Below are 15,856 nucleotides of genomic sequence, written 5' to 3'. Positions count from 1 at the left end.
GCGCTTTCCGGCCCTGGTGATTCACGCGCCACCCAGGCGATTACTTCGGTGATTCTAATTGCTCCGCCACTGGACGCTGATGGGCTTGCGACGGTCGCCGCGATTGACGCAATCAACGCGGACCTTGCCGATCGAATCGTCGTCCCAACCATCTGGCGCGGTGTAACCTACCGCGAAATCTACGTTCAGACTCTCGAAGACGGCGTTGCGCGCAAGGAACGCGCTCCGCGCGTCGATGGCTATCAGCGGGCAATGAATTATGTCCTGCAGCTCATGGGCGATCCGAACTTCAAATTTGATCTGGGATTGATCAGTGCACTGCACTTCATGATCAACGAGCAGGATTCGCTCGCGTGGCCCGGCAAGTGGCGGACACGCGACGCGGGGGTGCGCGATGGCGACGGGGTCGTGGTGTACCGCGCGCCCAAAGCCGAACTGCTCGCCGGTCTCATGAATGAGCTTGTCGATCTGCTCAATCGCGAGGATGACTCCCCGCCCATCGTCCGCGCGATGCTTGCGATGACGACCCTGATCCGGATCCATCCATTCCGCGATGGCAACGGCCGCCTCGCGCGATGTCTCTACTCGCTTGTCATGGCGCGAGCCGGTTACACGACGCCGGAGCTGATGAGTATCGAGGAATACATCGGACATCATCGCAGGGAGTACGACGCGCTCTTCGACGAGTTGGGGCGCGATTGGAATCCGTCCGCCAACACCCTGCGGATGTTGCGATTTTGCCTGGCCGCGCAATACCGACAGGCGCTCGAGCTCCTGCGGGGATTCCAGCGCTTCGCGCGGCTGTGCGTCGAGCTCAATGCGGACATGTCCGAGGCGGGAATCGAGAGCGGCGCCAGCATCGCGGCCAGCGATTTGTTCGCAGCTCCCAATGCCGAACAGCTCGCGTCCTGGCCGCGGATAGTAAATATCGGAATTGAATCGGCAGCCGGAACGCGTGTTCCATTTCGCTATTATAGTGAGTCGTCTCTGCCAGAGCTCAATAGTCACACCTCGACCGGCGCCGTCGCCGCGCTTCTTGACCGGTCTCTGCTCGAAGAGGACGCGGGCAGCATCGATCCCTATGAACTCCTGCGACAGTGGCGTAGCGCAAGTCTCCCGGGAGCGAGTTAGTACTGGCGTTCAGCCGCCTAGCAGCGCGCGCAGGCGTGCGATATTCACGGGCTTGGTGAGATGGTGATCGAAACCCGCGACGCGCGCTTGCCGCTTGTCGGACTCCTGTCCATAGCCAGTCAGCGCCACCAGCGTCAGATTCCGACCGTTGGGCAGCGCTCGAATGCGGCGCGCCAATTCATATCCGTCGATTCCAGGTAGTCCGATATCTACGAGCGCGAAATCGAATTCCCCCTTTGTCACTGCCGCGATAGCGTCAACTCCGTTTTCGACCGCCGTGGGATGATGGCCGAAATTCTCCAGCAACATACTCAGTGCTTCCGAGGCGTCGGTATTGTCCTCTACAATCAGGATTCGAGCAGGTTGAAAGGTCACTTGCATATCCTCGACGGGTGAGGCGTCGATACAGGCGTCGGGAAGAACCGGTAGTCGAATCTCGAACTCGCTGCCTTTACCCAGTCCAGAGCTTCTGGCCTGTACGCGTCCGCCGTGCATTTCTACGAGTTGTTTCACCAGCGTAAGCCCGATTCCGAGCCCGCCGTTTTTGCGATCGAGCGATATCTCGGCCTGCGTGAATAGGTCGAACACGCGTGGCAGCATTTCGGGTGCGATACCGATGCCCGAGTCGCAGACGCGCAGGGTGACCTCGTCACCTTCCACGTTTACTGAAATTTCGATCCTGCCCTCGGCCGGGGTGAACTTTGCGGCGTTGTGCAGGAGGTTCGAAATCACCTGGCGCAGGCGCGTCGGATCCGCGTCGATCAACGCCCCTTCGGCCTGCGGCGATATTAAGATTGAAAGTCGATGCGGCCAGCGTCCGAGTTGACTCTGCGTCTCCTCGACCGCAAGTCTTACGATATTTGCCAGCCTGATGACTTCGCGCTTGAGGGCGATCCGGCCCTTGTCGATCCTCTCGAAATCGAGCAAGTCGTCAACCAGTCCTGAAAGCTGGTTGACCTGGCGATGCGCAATGCTCAGCGCGCGTTCACGGCGGGAGTTGTCGATCTCAGCTGTCGCGACCGCGTTCGATACTCCGGATAGAGGATTGCGCAACTCGTGCCCGAGCATCGCGACAAACTCGTTCTTCTGGCGATCAGCTTGCGCGAGTTCCGCATTCTTTGCCCTGAGCTGCGCCTCGAGTTGAGAAACTTTTTCCTGATGCTGATGAAGGAGGCGCTCGGCTGCTTCGCGACGCGCAGCCTCAGCCTCGAGCATGCGGGCTTTTTGTTGCAGAACGGCAATCGAGCGCAACCGTTCCGCGGGTGAATTCAGGGCAGTATAGCTTTCGGCCGGAATTACAATCGAATGCATCGCGCCTAGTTGTTGCAGCGCAGTTTCCGTTGCGGCCGCGCTCAAATCATTGATTGGATAGGCAGAGCACAACGCGATCGGGTGAGTCTGGATGAAATCGTTCCAGATTTCCTCAAGTCGTACCGCCTCGCGCCACTTACCGTCGCGCCACAGAAGCGCCACCATCTCGCCAAATACTCGAACGTTTCCGTGGCACGAGGCTGCTCTTACGCGCTCCTCGATTTCCTGAATAAAATGCGACCGCTCCGGCCATCCGTTGACCAGCAGTCGCGAAAGTATAGTCGCTGCGTCAAGACATAGGAGACGACCGGTTTCCCGCATCGAGTCGAGCGCTACTCCTTTCGCGCCCATACGTTGTTCGAGGCTCTGCCTGTGCGGGGCCGTCCCGATATATATACAAGCTCCACCCCCTTTCAGCCCTGTATCAAACCAACTCGAGAGAGTATCGATCAGAAACGAATCGTCCTCGTAAAATTGAACCAGATGGGCTGCATTCCCCTGGCTGCTCCATCCGGGAATAGAGGTGCAGGCACCGTCGAGTGTGAATCCCATGTCTAACATATTCGTGTCAGGACTATTTGCAGTCTCGTTCTTCAAAATCAGCAAAAAGAAGGCCATCTGATCGTGGCCGCAGAGCCATTTGAAATTTGGACTCCTGAGGAACCGCGCGCGATCTCGGAACTTCCATTTATTACAAGGACGGAAAGGTTTTACGCACTTCATGGAGCAATTTTCCTCAGCTCTTTCTTCGTCCCGTCATCACCATCCGACGCGACGATGGGCCCAAGGGACGGCCGCGGTAATTCCCTATTATCGATTCGATTTCGAAGCCAGTGTGAACAAAAAGGAGTTGCAACTCGCGCGGAAAATAAATGTAGTTGGCAGAGTCGTCGAAGTATCGATCGACGCTCACGTCGCGTTCGAAGCGTTCGTACAGAAAGCGGATTAAAGCCTTCTGTTCATTACTTTCGTACGAGGTCGTTTTGTGACGGAGCAGCCGCGAATCCTGATCCGCATCGGTAATGTGCCGATCCATCTCGGTCAGAGATCGAGCTGGCCGGGTTTGCGATTCAGCCCGCACAGCGAGATTCGGCATCTGCTTTCCGACTACGAAGCGCCCACCAGAATGTAGGTTTTCATAACTGACGCGCCACAGCTGTAATTGGTCGTCGAGAGTTAATAGATGGCTGATCGAAGCGCATGGTACATAGTCGTCGGGTCTTTCGTAAATCGGGCTCAAGCCATTCCTCGTCTTCTTGTTGCAATGATCAGTAAGCAAGCACTCTGCCGGAGCCGGGTGGGGATGATCGGGGTGCTCAATTTCCAACCCAGCCTGGACTAGTACGATCTTCACGCAGTAAAAAGTTACCCTGCTTCAGAATTGCTTAGATCCTGACCCGCAGAAATCCTGAATGATTCGGCAGGTTTCGGCTCATGATCGCTTTGGCGCGCATGTTGCTGAACTTAAAGGCAGGCGCCTTAACTCTAAAACGTCCGCAGGAGATTGCTTTTTATGGACGATAAAAAAACTTCTCAAGGCATGAAGCACGACAATAAGCACGATAACCGGTCCAATATGGGTGCAGAGCACAAGGATGATCGCTCGCAGATGAACCGCACCGACGATCGCAATCGCAGTAACGACCCTCAGCATCAACAGGGTCACCAGCAGCACCAGCAGGGCAACGAGAATCCGCGCGATCGTGACAAGGAAAACAAGGGCGGCTGGCGTCAGGATGACCAGCAGAAGAACGATCGGATGAATCGGAACTCGTAATATTAAGGGTCCTGAGTCGTTCGATTGAGGAATGGCTCCGCAAAACAAGCGGAGCTATTCCGCCATCATACCGAATTTGACTTCCGGGGGAGCACGTGCGCCGACTTCGAGTCAGACACACTACTCGTTATAAGTATTCAAAGCCGGTCACCATCGGCGATCACCGTTTGATGCTGCGGCCGCGCGACAGTCACGATATGCGATTGATCGCGACCACGCTCACGATTCAGCCGAATCCATCCGCGCTGCGATGGCTGCATGACGTTTTCGGCAACTCCGTCGCGATTGCATCTTTTACCGATTCCGCGCGTGAACTGTTATTCGAAAGCAATCTCGATCTTGAGCATTTCGAAAGCACTGAACCTGATTACCCAATTGAGACCTACGCCGCGACCTATCCGTTTTCCTATTCGGCCGAGGAAGCGCCTGATCTACAGCGTTCGATAGAACGTCACTATCCGGATCCCGAGCATCAGGTGGATCTGTGGGCGAAGCGGTTTATGTCGAACAATGGTCAGACTGACACCCTCGCAATGCTTAAGGCGATCACCGAGTCGATCAAGGCTGAAGGTTTCAAATACGCGGCTCGAGTTGCAGAAGGATGCCAACTTCCGGCAGATACGCTCAGGCTCAAGAGCGGAAGTTGCCGCGACTTCGCTTTGCTGATGATCGAGGCAGTGCGATCGCTCGGCCTCGCCGCGCGTTTTATCTCGGGCTACATCTACGTGCCGGCTGCGGCTGGCAGTGGCAATCTCGGCGGCGCATCAACCCACGCCTGGCTCGAGGTCTATCTGCCCGGCTCCGGTTGGATGGAGTTCGATCCGACCAACGGCATCGTCGGCAATCGCGATCTGATCCGCGTTGCTGTTGTTCGCGATCCGTCGCAAGCTCCGCCGATCGCCGGGCAATGGACGGGCGCCCCGTCCGATTTCATCGGCATGGAAGTCGATGTCAGCGTGAGCCAGGTCGAACCCAAGGTCGAGCCGGTGTCGAAGTCCGCGCCGGCGGCGAACGTTCCGGCAAATTGGAATGCATCTTAAACATTCCATCGAATAGTCAGTTTTCTACTCTTATCGTCGTCGGATCCGGCTTCGCGCGATCTTCTTTTCGGGGCGCTCGTGTGCAAAGAGTAAGCATCCGATCGCGAGCAACTCCGCGAGCATGGAAGGACGCATCCCGGAGGAGAGCAACATGACGAACGAGCAGAAAAAAGAACTGGTCACGCAAACCTGGACCGCTTTCGGACAGGGCGACGTAAAGACCGCCTTCGCCAACATGTCCGACAACGTCAGTTGGTTGATTCCGGGCTCGATACCCGGCGTCTCGGGACTGAAACGTGGGAAAGATGAGATTCTGAAGTTCATGGCAGGCGTCGGCGCCTCATTTCCCGAGGGCCTTAAGAGCGAAATTCGCCGCACGTATTGCGACGGTGACGCGGTGATCCTTGAGCTGACCAATCGCGGCAAAGTTTCCAACGGCAAAAACTACGAAAACGAGTACTGCTTCATTTTCGAGCTGGAAGACGGCAAGATTCGCCGCATCCGCGAATACGTCGACACGCAGAAGGCCAAGGATATTCTCTTCGGCTAACTAAATGATTTTGTAGAGCTCTACTATCAGTCAACGATGGCGGGCGAAGTCGAATACAATCCTTTCGATCCTTCGTTTCAGGCGGACCCGTATCCTCATTACGCGGCGCTGCTCGGCGGGCCGCCGCGCTATCTCGCGATCGGTTTGCCGATCGTGATGGTGGCGCGATACCGGGACGTCGTCACGGTCGCGCGCGACCAGGCGACCTTTTCCAGTGCCGTGCCGCGCAACATGATTCCGCCGGGCGCCGATCCGTTTGGCGGTGCGCCCACCATGCCTTTTTCCGATCCGCCGATTCATTCGCGATTGCGCCGCCTGGTCGCGCGCGATTTCAGTCCGCGCCGCATCGCGGCCATGCAAACGCACATCGCTGACCTGACGCGCCAGCTCCTCGACGGATATGCGCGCGGCAGCAGCTTCGACGCAATGAGCGCATTTGCCGATCAGCTTCCGGTCGTGATTATCGCGGAGATGCTGGGTGTGCCGGTCGCCGATCGCGAGCGCTTCCGCACCTGGTCCGACGTGATTGCCTCCAATAGCCTCACGACCCCGGGGATTCCGCCACCGCCGATCGTCGCCGAGGCTGTTACCGCTCTGCGCGCGTATTTCACCGATGCGATCGAGCGCCGCCGCGTCGAGCGCGGCGACGATCTGATAAGTGCGTTGGTTGCCGCGCACGACGATGCAGAAGCGTTGAGCACCGACGAGTTGCTCGCTTTCGTCGTGCTGCTGTTGATTGCTGGCAACGAGACGACGACCAACCTGATTGGCAACGGGCTGCTCGCGCTCGCACGCAATCCGGGCGAGTACCAGCGGCTCCGCAACGATCGCACTCTCATTCCAACCGCGGTCGAAGAGATGTTGCGATACGACAGTCCCGTGCAGACCCTGATGCGATTTGCGACGCGCGACATCGAGGTTGGCGGCACGGCGATCGCGGCGGGCTCGGTGGTGGCCACGATGTTCGGGGCGGCCAATCGCGATCCGGCGCAGTTCCCCGAGCCCGCGCGCTTCGATATCGGCCGCACTCCCAACGACCACGTCGCGTTCGGCGAAGGAATTCACTTCTGTCTTGGCGCTCCGCTCGCTCGTCTTGAAGCGCGGCTCGCGTTCGAGGCGATCGTCGAGCGATACGCGACGATCGATCTTGCCGAGCCTGACGCGCCGCTTCAGTATCGCGGATCGTTCATCACGCGTGGCCTGAAGTATCTGCCGCTCGCGGTCGCGTAGAATCACGCGCACACAATCTCGTTCTCGCCCTTGCCGAAAGCACCCCGACAAGGTTATGCCCAAGGTGCGCGGCGCAAGCCCAAACAACTACGAAGTGAGGAGCGGAACATGCCCACCTTTCAAATCGGCGACGTCAAGATCACGCGCATTATCGAATCCGAAGCTATCTGGGACGGCACCATGCTGCTGCCCAATGCGACCGCGGAGAACATCAAGAAAGAGCGCGATTGGCTCGCGCCGTTCTCCAATGCGGAAGGCAAAATCGCGCTGACGATCCAGGCACTCATCATCGAGTCCAAGGGCAAGCGCATCATCGTCGATACCTGCATCGGCAACGACAAGGTTCGCTCGAACCCCGAATGGAACAAGCTGAAGCTCCCGTTCCTTCAAGACCTCGAAAAAGCCGGTAGCCCGCGCGAGAAGATCGACAACGTTATCTGCACGCATATGCATATCGACCACGTCGGCTGGAACACGATGCTCAAGAATGACAAGTGGGTGCCGACTTTTCCCAACGCCAAGTATCTGCTGGGCGGCACCGAATGGGATTTCTTTTCACGCGCCGAAGATCCGTTTCTCAAAGATCCAGTCGATGACTCGCTGCGGCCCGTGATGGCCGAAGGGATGACCGAACTCGTCGATGACAAGCACAAGGTCACCGATGAGGTGTGGCTCGAATCGACGCCCGGACATACGCCCGGCCATTTCGCGGTGCGGATTTCATCGAAGGGTCAGGACGCCGTCATCACCGGCGACTTGATGCATCACCCGATTCAGTGCCGTTATCCGGAATGGGATGACGTTTTCGACGTTGACGGCCCGCAGGCGAAGAAGACCCGCCGTCAGTTCTGCGAGCGCTATGCCGACGGCAAGACGCTCGTTATCGGAACGCATTTCGCGACGCCGTCAGCCGGCAAGATCATAAAGAAGGACGATTCCTTCCGCTTCGTATTGGCGTAGCGCTAAGGTGAAGGCGGTCCACATCAGCGAGGAGTCGATGTCATGAAGTTGGGACTCAAGGAACAAACTGTCAGCGGCGCGAAGTCGATCGCGGATGCACGCGCGAAGCATCGCTGGCAGATTCCCACGGACTACCACGTTGCGGCGGACTGCCTCGACCGGCCGTTTCAGCAAAGCGATCGCGTCGCGCTCTACTATGAGGACGACGAGGGTCACGCTGAGAAATACACGTGGGGCCAGCTTCGGGTCGCGAGCAACAAGCTCGCCAACGCGATGCGCGCGCTCGGAGTCGGCCGCGGCGACGTCGTCGCGGTGCATACGCCGCAGCGGCCCGAGACGGCGATCATGCACATGGCGCTGTATCGCATCGGCGCGATCGCGCTCCCGATCTCCAAGCTCTTCGGCCCCGACGCGATCAAGTACCGGCTCACGAACAGCTCGACCAAGGCGATCCTGATGGAGCCCGAGACGGTCGGGAAACTCGACGGCATCCGTGGCGATATCGAGTCGCTTAAGGCGGTGATCGTCGCGGGCGGCAAGGGCGGCGATCATTCGTTCGACCAACTGCTCGCGAAGGGCGCCGACTCGTTCACGCCCGACCGCGCCGCATTGGCAGAAGATCCCGTGCTGCTGATGTACACCTCGGGTACGACGGGAAATCCCAAGGGCGTGCTGCACGCGGCTCGCTACGTGCTCGGGCACAATGGGATTGACTACTCGTATAATTTTCTGCGCGATGGTGATCTCTACTACAGCCCGGCGGATTGGGCCTGGGCGGGCGGACTGCTCGACGGATTGCTCGCGGTGTGGCCTTACGGAATCCCGGTGCTCGCCTATCGCAGCAAGGCGCGCTTCGATCCTCACGTCACCTTCCGGCTGCTCGAAAAATACGGCGCGAGTGTCGGCCTATATCCGCCGACCGCGCTCAAGACGCTGCGCGAAGTGAAAAATCCGCGCGAGAAGTATCACGATCTGAAACTGCGATGCATCGTCAGTGGCGCCGAGCCGGTCTCGCCCGAACTCGCGCGCTGGGTCGATGAACAGCTCAAAGTCGAATTCAACCAGGGCTTCGGCCAGACCGAGGCCAACTACTTCATTGGTACTTGCGGCGCACTCGAACCCTACAAACTCGAGCCGCTCGGCAAAGCGTTTCCCGGTCACGACGTGACGATCATCGGCGCCGATCGCCAGCCGGTGAAAACTGGACAAAACGGCGAGATCGCGATTCGCCGCGACTCGCCCGTCGTCATGAAGGAGTACTGGAAAAATCCCGAGGCGATGGCCGAGAAGTTCGCCGGCCAATGGTGCCTGACGGGCGACCTCGGCTATGCCGACGACGAAGGCTACATCTACTTCCAGGGTCGCGCCGACGACGTGATCAAAACGTCGGGATATCGTGTCGGCCCCGCCGAGGTCGAAGCCTCGATCATGGAAGTGAAGGGCGTCGCTTCCTGCGCCGTTATCGGCGTGCCCGACGCGCAGCGCGGCCAGGCGATCAAGGCCTTCGTCAAGGTGATGCCATCGGCCGAAAAATCCAGTCAGCTGATCGCCGACATCCAGGCGCACGTCAAGAAAAAGCTCGCGGCCCACGAGTATCCGCGCTCGATCGAATTCATCGACGAATTTCCAATGACGGTGACCGGCAAGATTCGCCGCCGCGACTTGCGCGAAGAGGAAATCCGGAAGATGGAGAAGAATAAGTGAGCCTTGCGCGGATCGCACCCGCGTCCGTGCCCGAGGGGGGATTGGTCATTTGAATCAGCGACTGATCAGTGAGACGAAAAAATACGTCGGCGTTGCGCTCTTCCTCTTTCTATTCTTCGAAGGCTTCGCGACCTATCGTCGGCTGATTCTGGCGCAATATCAGATTGACTATTTCGAATTCGGCTACAGTTTGATTGAAGCGATGATCCTCGCCAAAGTCATCCTGCTCGGTGACATGCTTCATATCGGTGAGAGATTTCGCGAGCGGCCGCTGATCGTCCCGACGCTGTACAAGACTTTCACCTTCAGCCTGTTCGTATTGGCCTTCAACCTGGCCGAGCACTTCGTCTCGGGATTCGTGCACGGAATGAACGTCGAGCAGATCATCCACGAGATCGAGCAGACCGGCGCGGCCGTATTTCTCGCGCGGGTAGTGGTGATGTTCATCGCATTCATCCCGATGTTTTCGATCTGGGAGCTGGGAGAGGTGACCGCCGACGGCCGCCTCTTCGAGCTGTTCTTTCTCCATCGCGCGCCGCGCCATCTCTCTGCCCAGCCGACGGAAAATGCTACAGTCCTGACCCACTGAGCTATTGGCCCAAAGCCTCATTTACTTGGGACGCGGTTTGCAAGACACTCGCGGTGCATGGTACTTGCCGTGCGCAAGGAGGAGAAGCAATGGATTACGGGTTGTTTCGACAAAGGGTGGCAGCAGCGCTGTGCGTGGGAGCGCTGGCGACGATGGCGTTGATGGCAGGTTGTTCGACTACGGTTGAGAGCAAGCCGGCCGCTGTTCAGGCCGTCGAGTCCGGTGGGACACTGCCTCCCGACATAACTGGTTTCCTGGGGGCCGACGCGTCGAAGCTCCAGCCTGGGCCCAAAGGCGGCGCCGCGCTCGCGTACGTGGATCGCAATGCTGCCTGGTCGAGTTACAACAAGATTCTGCTCGAGCCCGTGCAGTTCTGGGCCTCGGCCGACTCCAAGGTGTCGACGGCCGATCAGCAGGTGCTGACGACGTATTTCTACAACTCGCTCAAAACGAATCTTTCGAAGAACTTTACTATTGTCGATCAGCCGGGACCGGGAGTGGTCAGGCTGCAAGTGGCACTGATGGATGCGACCACGGCGGTCCCCGGTTTGCGAACGATTTCGGTGATTGTCCCGCAAGCGCGGGTGCTCAACATGGCGCAGTCGCTTGCGACCGACAGCTATGCGTTCGTCGGCTCCGCTGAAGCCGAGCTGAAGGCCACCGATTCGCAGACCGGTGCGCTGCTGGCTGAGGCGGTCGACAAGCGCGCCGGTGGCATGGGCATCAAGAGTGCGGCGTCATTCCAGTGGGGCGACGCGCAAAACGCCATGGACTTCTGGTCTGAAGCGATCGCGACGCGCTTCCAGCAGTTTCAGCAGGGCAACTTCCCGACAGCAACCGCATCGAACTGATTCGAGTGAGCAGGTCGCTTCGGCGATCTGTTCAAGCATCGGAGTGATATAGTACCTCCTTGCGGCCGTCCGCGAGGAGGTGCTGTTTTGAAAGTAATCTTCGAAAAGAAAGCTGAGATCGCCTACGTCACGATCAATCGGCCCGAGCGCCTGAACGCGTGCGACTTCGAAACCTACGGCCTCCTGACTGACATCTGGAGCGAGTTCCGTGACGATCGCGCGCTGCGGGTCGCGATCTTCACCGGCACGGGCGAACGCGCTTTCTGCGCCGGCAGTGATATCAAGTCTAACTATGTCGATCGCACGGGGCGCGAGGGCGCACGAACGCCCTATGCGGTGATGCTCGAACTGAGAAAGCCGATCATCGCGGCGATCAACGGCCACGCCAATGGCGGCGGCCTCGAGCAGGTGCTCGCTTGCGATATTCGTGTCGCGGCGGAGCATGCGCAATTCGGCCTCGGCGAAGCGCGGCTCGGATGGCTCCCGGGCGGCGGCGGCACGCAGCGCCTGCCAAGGCTTATCCCGCTCGGCCGCGCGCTCGAAATGCTCTACACCGGCAACAGAATCGACGCGCAGGAAGCGCATCGCCTCGGTCTGGTCGATTACGTAGTGCCGATGCCGCAACTGATGTCGCGATGCGAGGAAATCGCGATGGAGATTTGCAAGAGCGCGCCGCTCGCCGTGCAGAAAATCAAGGAAGTAGTATTTCGCGGCCTCGATCTGCCGCTCGCAGACGGGCTGCGTCTCGAGCACGAATCCTACAAGTGGCTAGTGGATACCGAAGACGCCGGCGAAGGCGCCAAGGCCTTCGCCGAAAAGCGCCCCCCTGACTGGAAGTCGAAATAGAAGGATTTTGTCGAAGTCCGGAACGCAAACAAGCGGCGCGGAGCAAATCGCTTATGTCATTCCCGTACAAACGAATCTTGTGTCCGATAGATTTCGATGAATTCTCGGCTCAAGCGCTGAAAGAGGCCGCCGCTCTTGCCCTGAGCAGCGGCGCGACGTTGTACGTTTTCCACGCTGTGCAAATCAATCCGCTCACAAGCGAGGGCGCGATCGGCGGCTTGGGCGCCGGCGAGCTCTACGATTCTCAACTCCAACTGGCACGAACGCAGATCCACCAGATGATGAGCGAGCTCCCCAAGCAGTTGACCTGCCAGGTGATCGTTCAGATGGGCGAGGCCGGACCTTCGATCATCAAACAGGAGAGCGCCGTAGGAGCTGATATCGTCGTGATGGCCACGCATGGAAGACGGGGGCTCAAGCACCTCGTGCTCGGAAGCGTCGCGGAAAAGATCGTCCGAGAATCGCACGTCCCGGTCCTCACCGTGCGGCCAACCGCTTGAAGCGCCTGTGGTCTAACGCCTCGCGATGATTTCCTCTTCCACGTCGCGGAGGCGGTCTTTGCCGAAGTAGATTTCGTTGCCGACGAAGAAGGTTGGGGCGCCGAAGGTGCCGCGTTCTACTGAGCGGTTGGTGTTTTCGAGGAGTTCGTTTTTCACTTCTGGCGTTTCAATCAGCTTCTGGAATTGAGTGACGTCGAAGCCGGATTCTTCGAACGCTGCGCGCATGACTGCAGGATCGTCCATTTTCTTCGGGTCGGCCCACATGTGCCGGTAAATCTCATCGACGTAACGTTCGAAGATTGCCAGCTTGCGCGCCGCGATTGCGCCGCGCATCAGCACGAGAGTGTTGACCGGGAAAAACGGATTGGGCGTATAGCGCTTGATTCCGTGGCGGCGGATGAAACGCTGGGTCTCGAGGCGCTCGTACTCGGGCTTGTTCTTGATTCCGCGCAGCGTCTCCGCCGGCGAGCGGTTGTTCGTCAGCTTGAATACGCCGCCAAGCAGGATCGGAACATACTCGAATTTGACGGCGACTCGTTTTTCTATTTCTGGAATTACGAGATGACTGAGGTACGCATTCGGACTGCCGAAGTCGAAATGAAATTCTACTTTTGCCATGTGACTACCATTTCTCGCCGAAGGGGCGAATCTCCATTTCAAATGTCCACGCATCGCGCGGCTGCTGATAAAGCTGCCAGTATGAGTCCGCGACGGCGGCCGGCCTCATCAGGCGCGAAGTGTCGAAGTTCTTCATGGCGTCGTCGCCTTCGCGCTCCCGAATGCGATCGCGCACCCATGCAGTATCGACGCCGGCGTCGATGATCAAATGCGCTACGTGGATGTTTTTCGGACCGAGCTCGCGCGCAGTGCTCTGGGCGACGGCGCGTAGTCCGAACTTCGCTGCAGAGAATGCAGAATAACCCACGCCGCCGCGCATACTCGCCGTCGCACCGGTGAAGAAGATGCATCCGCGCTCGCGTGGAAGCATCACGCGCGCAGCCTCGCGCGCGCTCAGAAAGCCGCCGTAACAGGCCATCTCCCATACCTTGCGGAATACACGCTCCGTTGTTTCGAGCAGCGGGTAGTTGACGTTGGCCCCGACGTTGAAGATGCATACCTCGAGCGGAGCACGTGCTTCCGCTTCCTGGATGAATGCAGTGATCGCTTCTTCTTTGCGCGCGTCGAGGGCGCGCCCTTCGAGGATTCCGCCTTGCCTGGCGACTTCCTCGGCAAGCGGCGCGAGCTTGTCGCCCTGGCGCCGGCCGGCATAGACGATGAATCCTTCGAGCGCGAACTTCCTGGCGATCGCGCCGCCGATGTAATCTCCGGCGCCGATAACTACCGCGGTTGCCTTCCTGCGTTCCAAGCGAGTACCTCCGTCAGGCGGGAGTCTTTATAAAGTTCCATTTTAGAACTGAGCACTGGATTCGATAGTTTCAAACTGCAACTATCGAAGCAAGCGCGATTCTGTTGAGGAGGCCCGGACCACGATGGCGCATGATCTGACACTGTGGGGCGTTGGCACCAGCCGCACGATGCGGGCGCATTGGATGCTCCTCGAGCTCGACCTCGAATATGAGACGCAGCCGATCCAGCCGCGCACCGGAGAGACCCTGCGCGACGACTATCAGCGCATCAATCCGCGCCACAAGATTCCCGCTCTGCGCCATGGCGATTTCATCGTCACCGAAAGCGCGGCGATAGTCCAATACCTGGTCGAGACCTTCGGCGACCCCCGTAAGTTTTATATTCCGTGCGACGCGAAGAGCCGCGCCGCGCTAAATGAATGGTGCTTCTTCATCATGACGGAACTCGATGCGGGATCGCTGTACGTGGTGCGGCGTCATTCTGATTTGAAGCAGACCTACGGCGATGCGCCAGTCGCAATCGAGTCCGCGAAGCAGTACTTCGCGCACAATCTCGATGCGATGGCCGAGCGAATCTGTATCGGGGGGCCGTATCTGTTTGGTGATCTGCCCAGCGCGGCCGATATCCTGCTGATGACCTGTCTCGACTGGGCCGTCTATTGTGGAATCGTGCTGCCGAAACCGATCGCCGGCTATCAACATCGAATGGCGCAGCGTTCCGCGTACCAGGCGGCGCTCAAACGCAACTTCATGCAAATCAGCCGCTGACGCGGCGCATAGGAATGAATTATGGCGGGTGCGATGAGCGGCGTGCGCATTCTCGATCTGACCAGTATGGTCGCAGGTCCGGTTGCGACGATGATGCTCGCAGACCAGGGCGCCGAGGTTATCAAGATCGAACCGCTGCACGGCGAGCTGATGCGTCACTTCGGCGGCGGCCCGCGCGGGATGACGGCGACGTTCCTGTGCTGCAATCGGAACAAGCGCTCGCTCGCGATCGATCTGAAAACTCCCGACGGGCTCGCGATCCTGCGCAAGCTGATCGCGACCGCCGACGCGTTCATTCACAACTTCCGGCCCGGCACCGCCGAGCGTATCGGGCTCGGCGAGAGTGATGTGCGCAAGGCGCGGCCCGATATCGTTTATGTATCGATCAGCGGATTTGGCGAGACCGGCCCGTATGTCGAGCAGCGCGCGTACGATCCGGTTATCCAGGCGCTGTCGGGCCTCGCGGATATTCAGCGCGAGCGCGACACGGGACGGCCGCGGATGGTGCGCACGATTATCGCCGACTACACGACCGCGCTCACTGCGGCGCAGGCGATCACGGCGGCGCTCTTCGCGCGGCAGCGTAGCGGTGAAGGCCAGCACGTGCGGCTCGCAATGCTTGACGCAATGATCGCGTACCTCTGGCCGGAGGCGATGCCGAGTCTCACTTATGTCGGCGAGGAGACCGATCCGTCCGACGGCGAGATGGGTCCCGATCTCGTCTTCGCGACGCAGGATCGCTATGTCACTGCCGGCGCGCTTTCCGACGATGAATGGGCCGGGATGTGCCGCGCGCTGCGCCGCGAGGATCTCATTACTGATCCACGTTTCAGGACTGCACGCGATCGCACCGTCAACGCGGTTGCGCGTCGCGAGATCGTATCGGCGGAGCTGGAAAAATGGACCGCGGCCGAGATTCTGCCGCGCCTGCTGGAAAACGACGTTCCCTCTGCGGCCGTGTTGCGGCGGATCGAAATCCTGGACGATCCGCAGGTACGCGAGAACGGCACGCTGGTTGAGATCGAAAGCGAGGCGCTGGGCCGCGTGCGGATGCCGCGCCCGGCGGCGCGTTTCGATCGCACGCCTTCGACGATTCGCGAGATGGCGCCAGCGCTCGGCGCAGATTCGGCCGCGATACTTTCAGAACTCGGATACGACGCCCAGGCGATCGTGCAGTTCGCGCGCGCCGGTGTGACGCGAGATCGATCAACGAAGTGACGCTCGCATAAGAG

At 59.2% G+C, this 15,856-nt stretch carries 17 protein-coding genes; 13 read left to right on the top strand and 4 right to left on the bottom strand.

From position 1 onward, the window contains the following. The first annotated feature begins 48 nt into the window (after positions 1–48). On the top strand, positions 49–1,131 hold the full coding sequence (locus tag VMA09_07970; protein HUA33527.1) for a Fic family protein: 1,083 nt from the start codon (positions 49–51) through the stop codon (positions 1,129–1,131). A 9-nt stretch (positions 1,132–1,140) separates the two neighbouring features. Here the strand turns inward: VMA09_07970 and VMA09_07965 are convergent, their stop codons facing one another. Continuing rightward, complete coding sequence (locus VMA09_07965; protein ID HUA33526.1) at positions 1,141–2,994, bottom strand: ATP-binding protein; 1,854 nt, start codon at positions 2,992–2,994, stop codon at positions 1,141–1,143. 184 nt (positions 2,995–3,178) lie between these two features. Then, positions 3,179–3,796, bottom strand: coding sequence for a hypothetical protein (locus VMA09_07960; GenBank protein HUA33525.1), 618 nt, complete (start codon positions 3,794–3,796; stop codon positions 3,179–3,181). Between the two features lie 159 nt (positions 3,797–3,955). Here VMA09_07960 and VMA09_07955 point away from each other — a divergent pair, with 159 nt between their 5' ends. From VMA09_07955 to VMA09_07910, 10 genes are all read left to right on the top strand, one after another. Further along, positions 3,956–4,219 (top strand): hypothetical protein, encoded by a 264-nt coding sequence (locus VMA09_07955; protein HUA33524.1) that lies wholly within the window; start codon positions 3,956–3,958, stop codon positions 4,217–4,219. Between the two features lie 95 nt (positions 4,220–4,314). Further along, a complete protein-coding gene (locus tag VMA09_07950; protein ID HUA33523.1) occupies positions 4,315–5,259 on the top strand; it encodes a transglutaminase family protein in 945 nt (314 codons plus the stop codon). A gap of 151 nt (positions 5,260–5,410) precedes the next feature. Then, entirely contained in the window at positions 5,411–5,809 is a 399-nt protein-coding gene (locus VMA09_07945; protein ID HUA33522.1) for a nuclear transport factor 2 family protein, read from the top strand. A gap of 36 nt (positions 5,810–5,845) precedes the next feature. After that, positions 5,846–7,039, top strand: a complete 1,194-nt coding sequence (locus tag VMA09_07940; GenBank protein HUA33521.1) for a cytochrome P450 — start codon at positions 5,846–5,848, stop codon at positions 7,037–7,039. Positions 7,040–7,147: 108 nt separating this feature from the next. After that, a complete protein-coding gene (locus tag VMA09_07935; protein HUA33520.1) occupies positions 7,148–7,999 on the top strand; it encodes an MBL fold metallo-hydrolase in 852 nt (283 codons plus the stop codon). A 42-nt stretch (positions 8,000–8,041) separates the two neighbouring features. Continuing rightward, complete coding sequence (locus tag VMA09_07930; GenBank protein ID HUA33519.1) at positions 8,042–9,703, top strand: AMP-binding protein; 1,662 nt, start codon at positions 8,042–8,044, stop codon at positions 9,701–9,703. Between the two features lie 49 nt (positions 9,704–9,752). Next, the gene (locus VMA09_07925; GenBank protein HUA33518.1) at positions 9,753–10,292 is read left to right on the top strand and encodes a hypothetical protein; all 540 of its coding nucleotides are present in this window, start codon (positions 9,753–9,755) and stop codon (positions 10,290–10,292) included. Positions 10,293–10,381: 89 nt separating this feature from the next. Further along, entirely contained in the window at positions 10,382–11,143 is a 762-nt protein-coding gene (locus VMA09_07920; protein ID HUA33517.1) for a DUF3313 domain-containing protein, read from the top strand. A gap of 87 nt (positions 11,144–11,230) precedes the next feature. Next, entirely contained in the window at positions 11,231–11,989 is a 759-nt protein-coding gene (locus VMA09_07915; protein ID HUA33516.1) for an enoyl-CoA hydratase-related protein, read from the top strand. 53 nt (positions 11,990–12,042) lie between these two features. After that, positions 12,043–12,489, top strand: coding sequence for a universal stress protein (locus VMA09_07910; protein HUA33515.1), 447 nt, complete (start codon positions 12,043–12,045; stop codon positions 12,487–12,489). Between the two features lie 12 nt (positions 12,490–12,501). Here VMA09_07910 and VMA09_07905 read toward each other — a convergent pair whose 3' ends face one another. After that, entirely contained in the window at positions 12,502–13,107 is a 606-nt protein-coding gene (locus VMA09_07905; protein ID HUA33514.1) for a 2-hydroxychromene-2-carboxylate isomerase, read from the bottom strand. A gap of 4 nt (positions 13,108–13,111) precedes the next feature. Then, positions 13,112–13,855, bottom strand: coding sequence for an SDR family NAD(P)-dependent oxidoreductase (locus VMA09_07900; GenBank protein ID HUA33513.1), 744 nt, complete (start codon positions 13,853–13,855; stop codon positions 13,112–13,114). 124 nt (positions 13,856–13,979) lie between these two features. Here VMA09_07900 and VMA09_07895 point away from each other — a divergent pair, with 124 nt between their 5' ends. Continuing rightward, positions 13,980–14,624, top strand: a complete 645-nt coding sequence (locus tag VMA09_07895; GenBank protein HUA33512.1) for a glutathione S-transferase family protein — start codon at positions 13,980–13,982, stop codon at positions 14,622–14,624. Between the two features lie 21 nt (positions 14,625–14,645). Continuing rightward, entirely contained in the window at positions 14,646–15,842 is a 1,197-nt protein-coding gene (locus VMA09_07890) for a CoA transferase (GenBank protein ID HUA33511.1), read from the top strand. Positions 15,843–15,856: the final 14 nt, after the last annotated feature.

This window comes from Candidatus Binataceae bacterium (assembly GCA_035508495.1).
Lineage (GTDB): Bacteria > Desulfobacterota > Binatia > Binatales > Binataceae > JASHPB01.
This window is presented reverse-complemented; position numbering and strand designations above follow the sequence as displayed.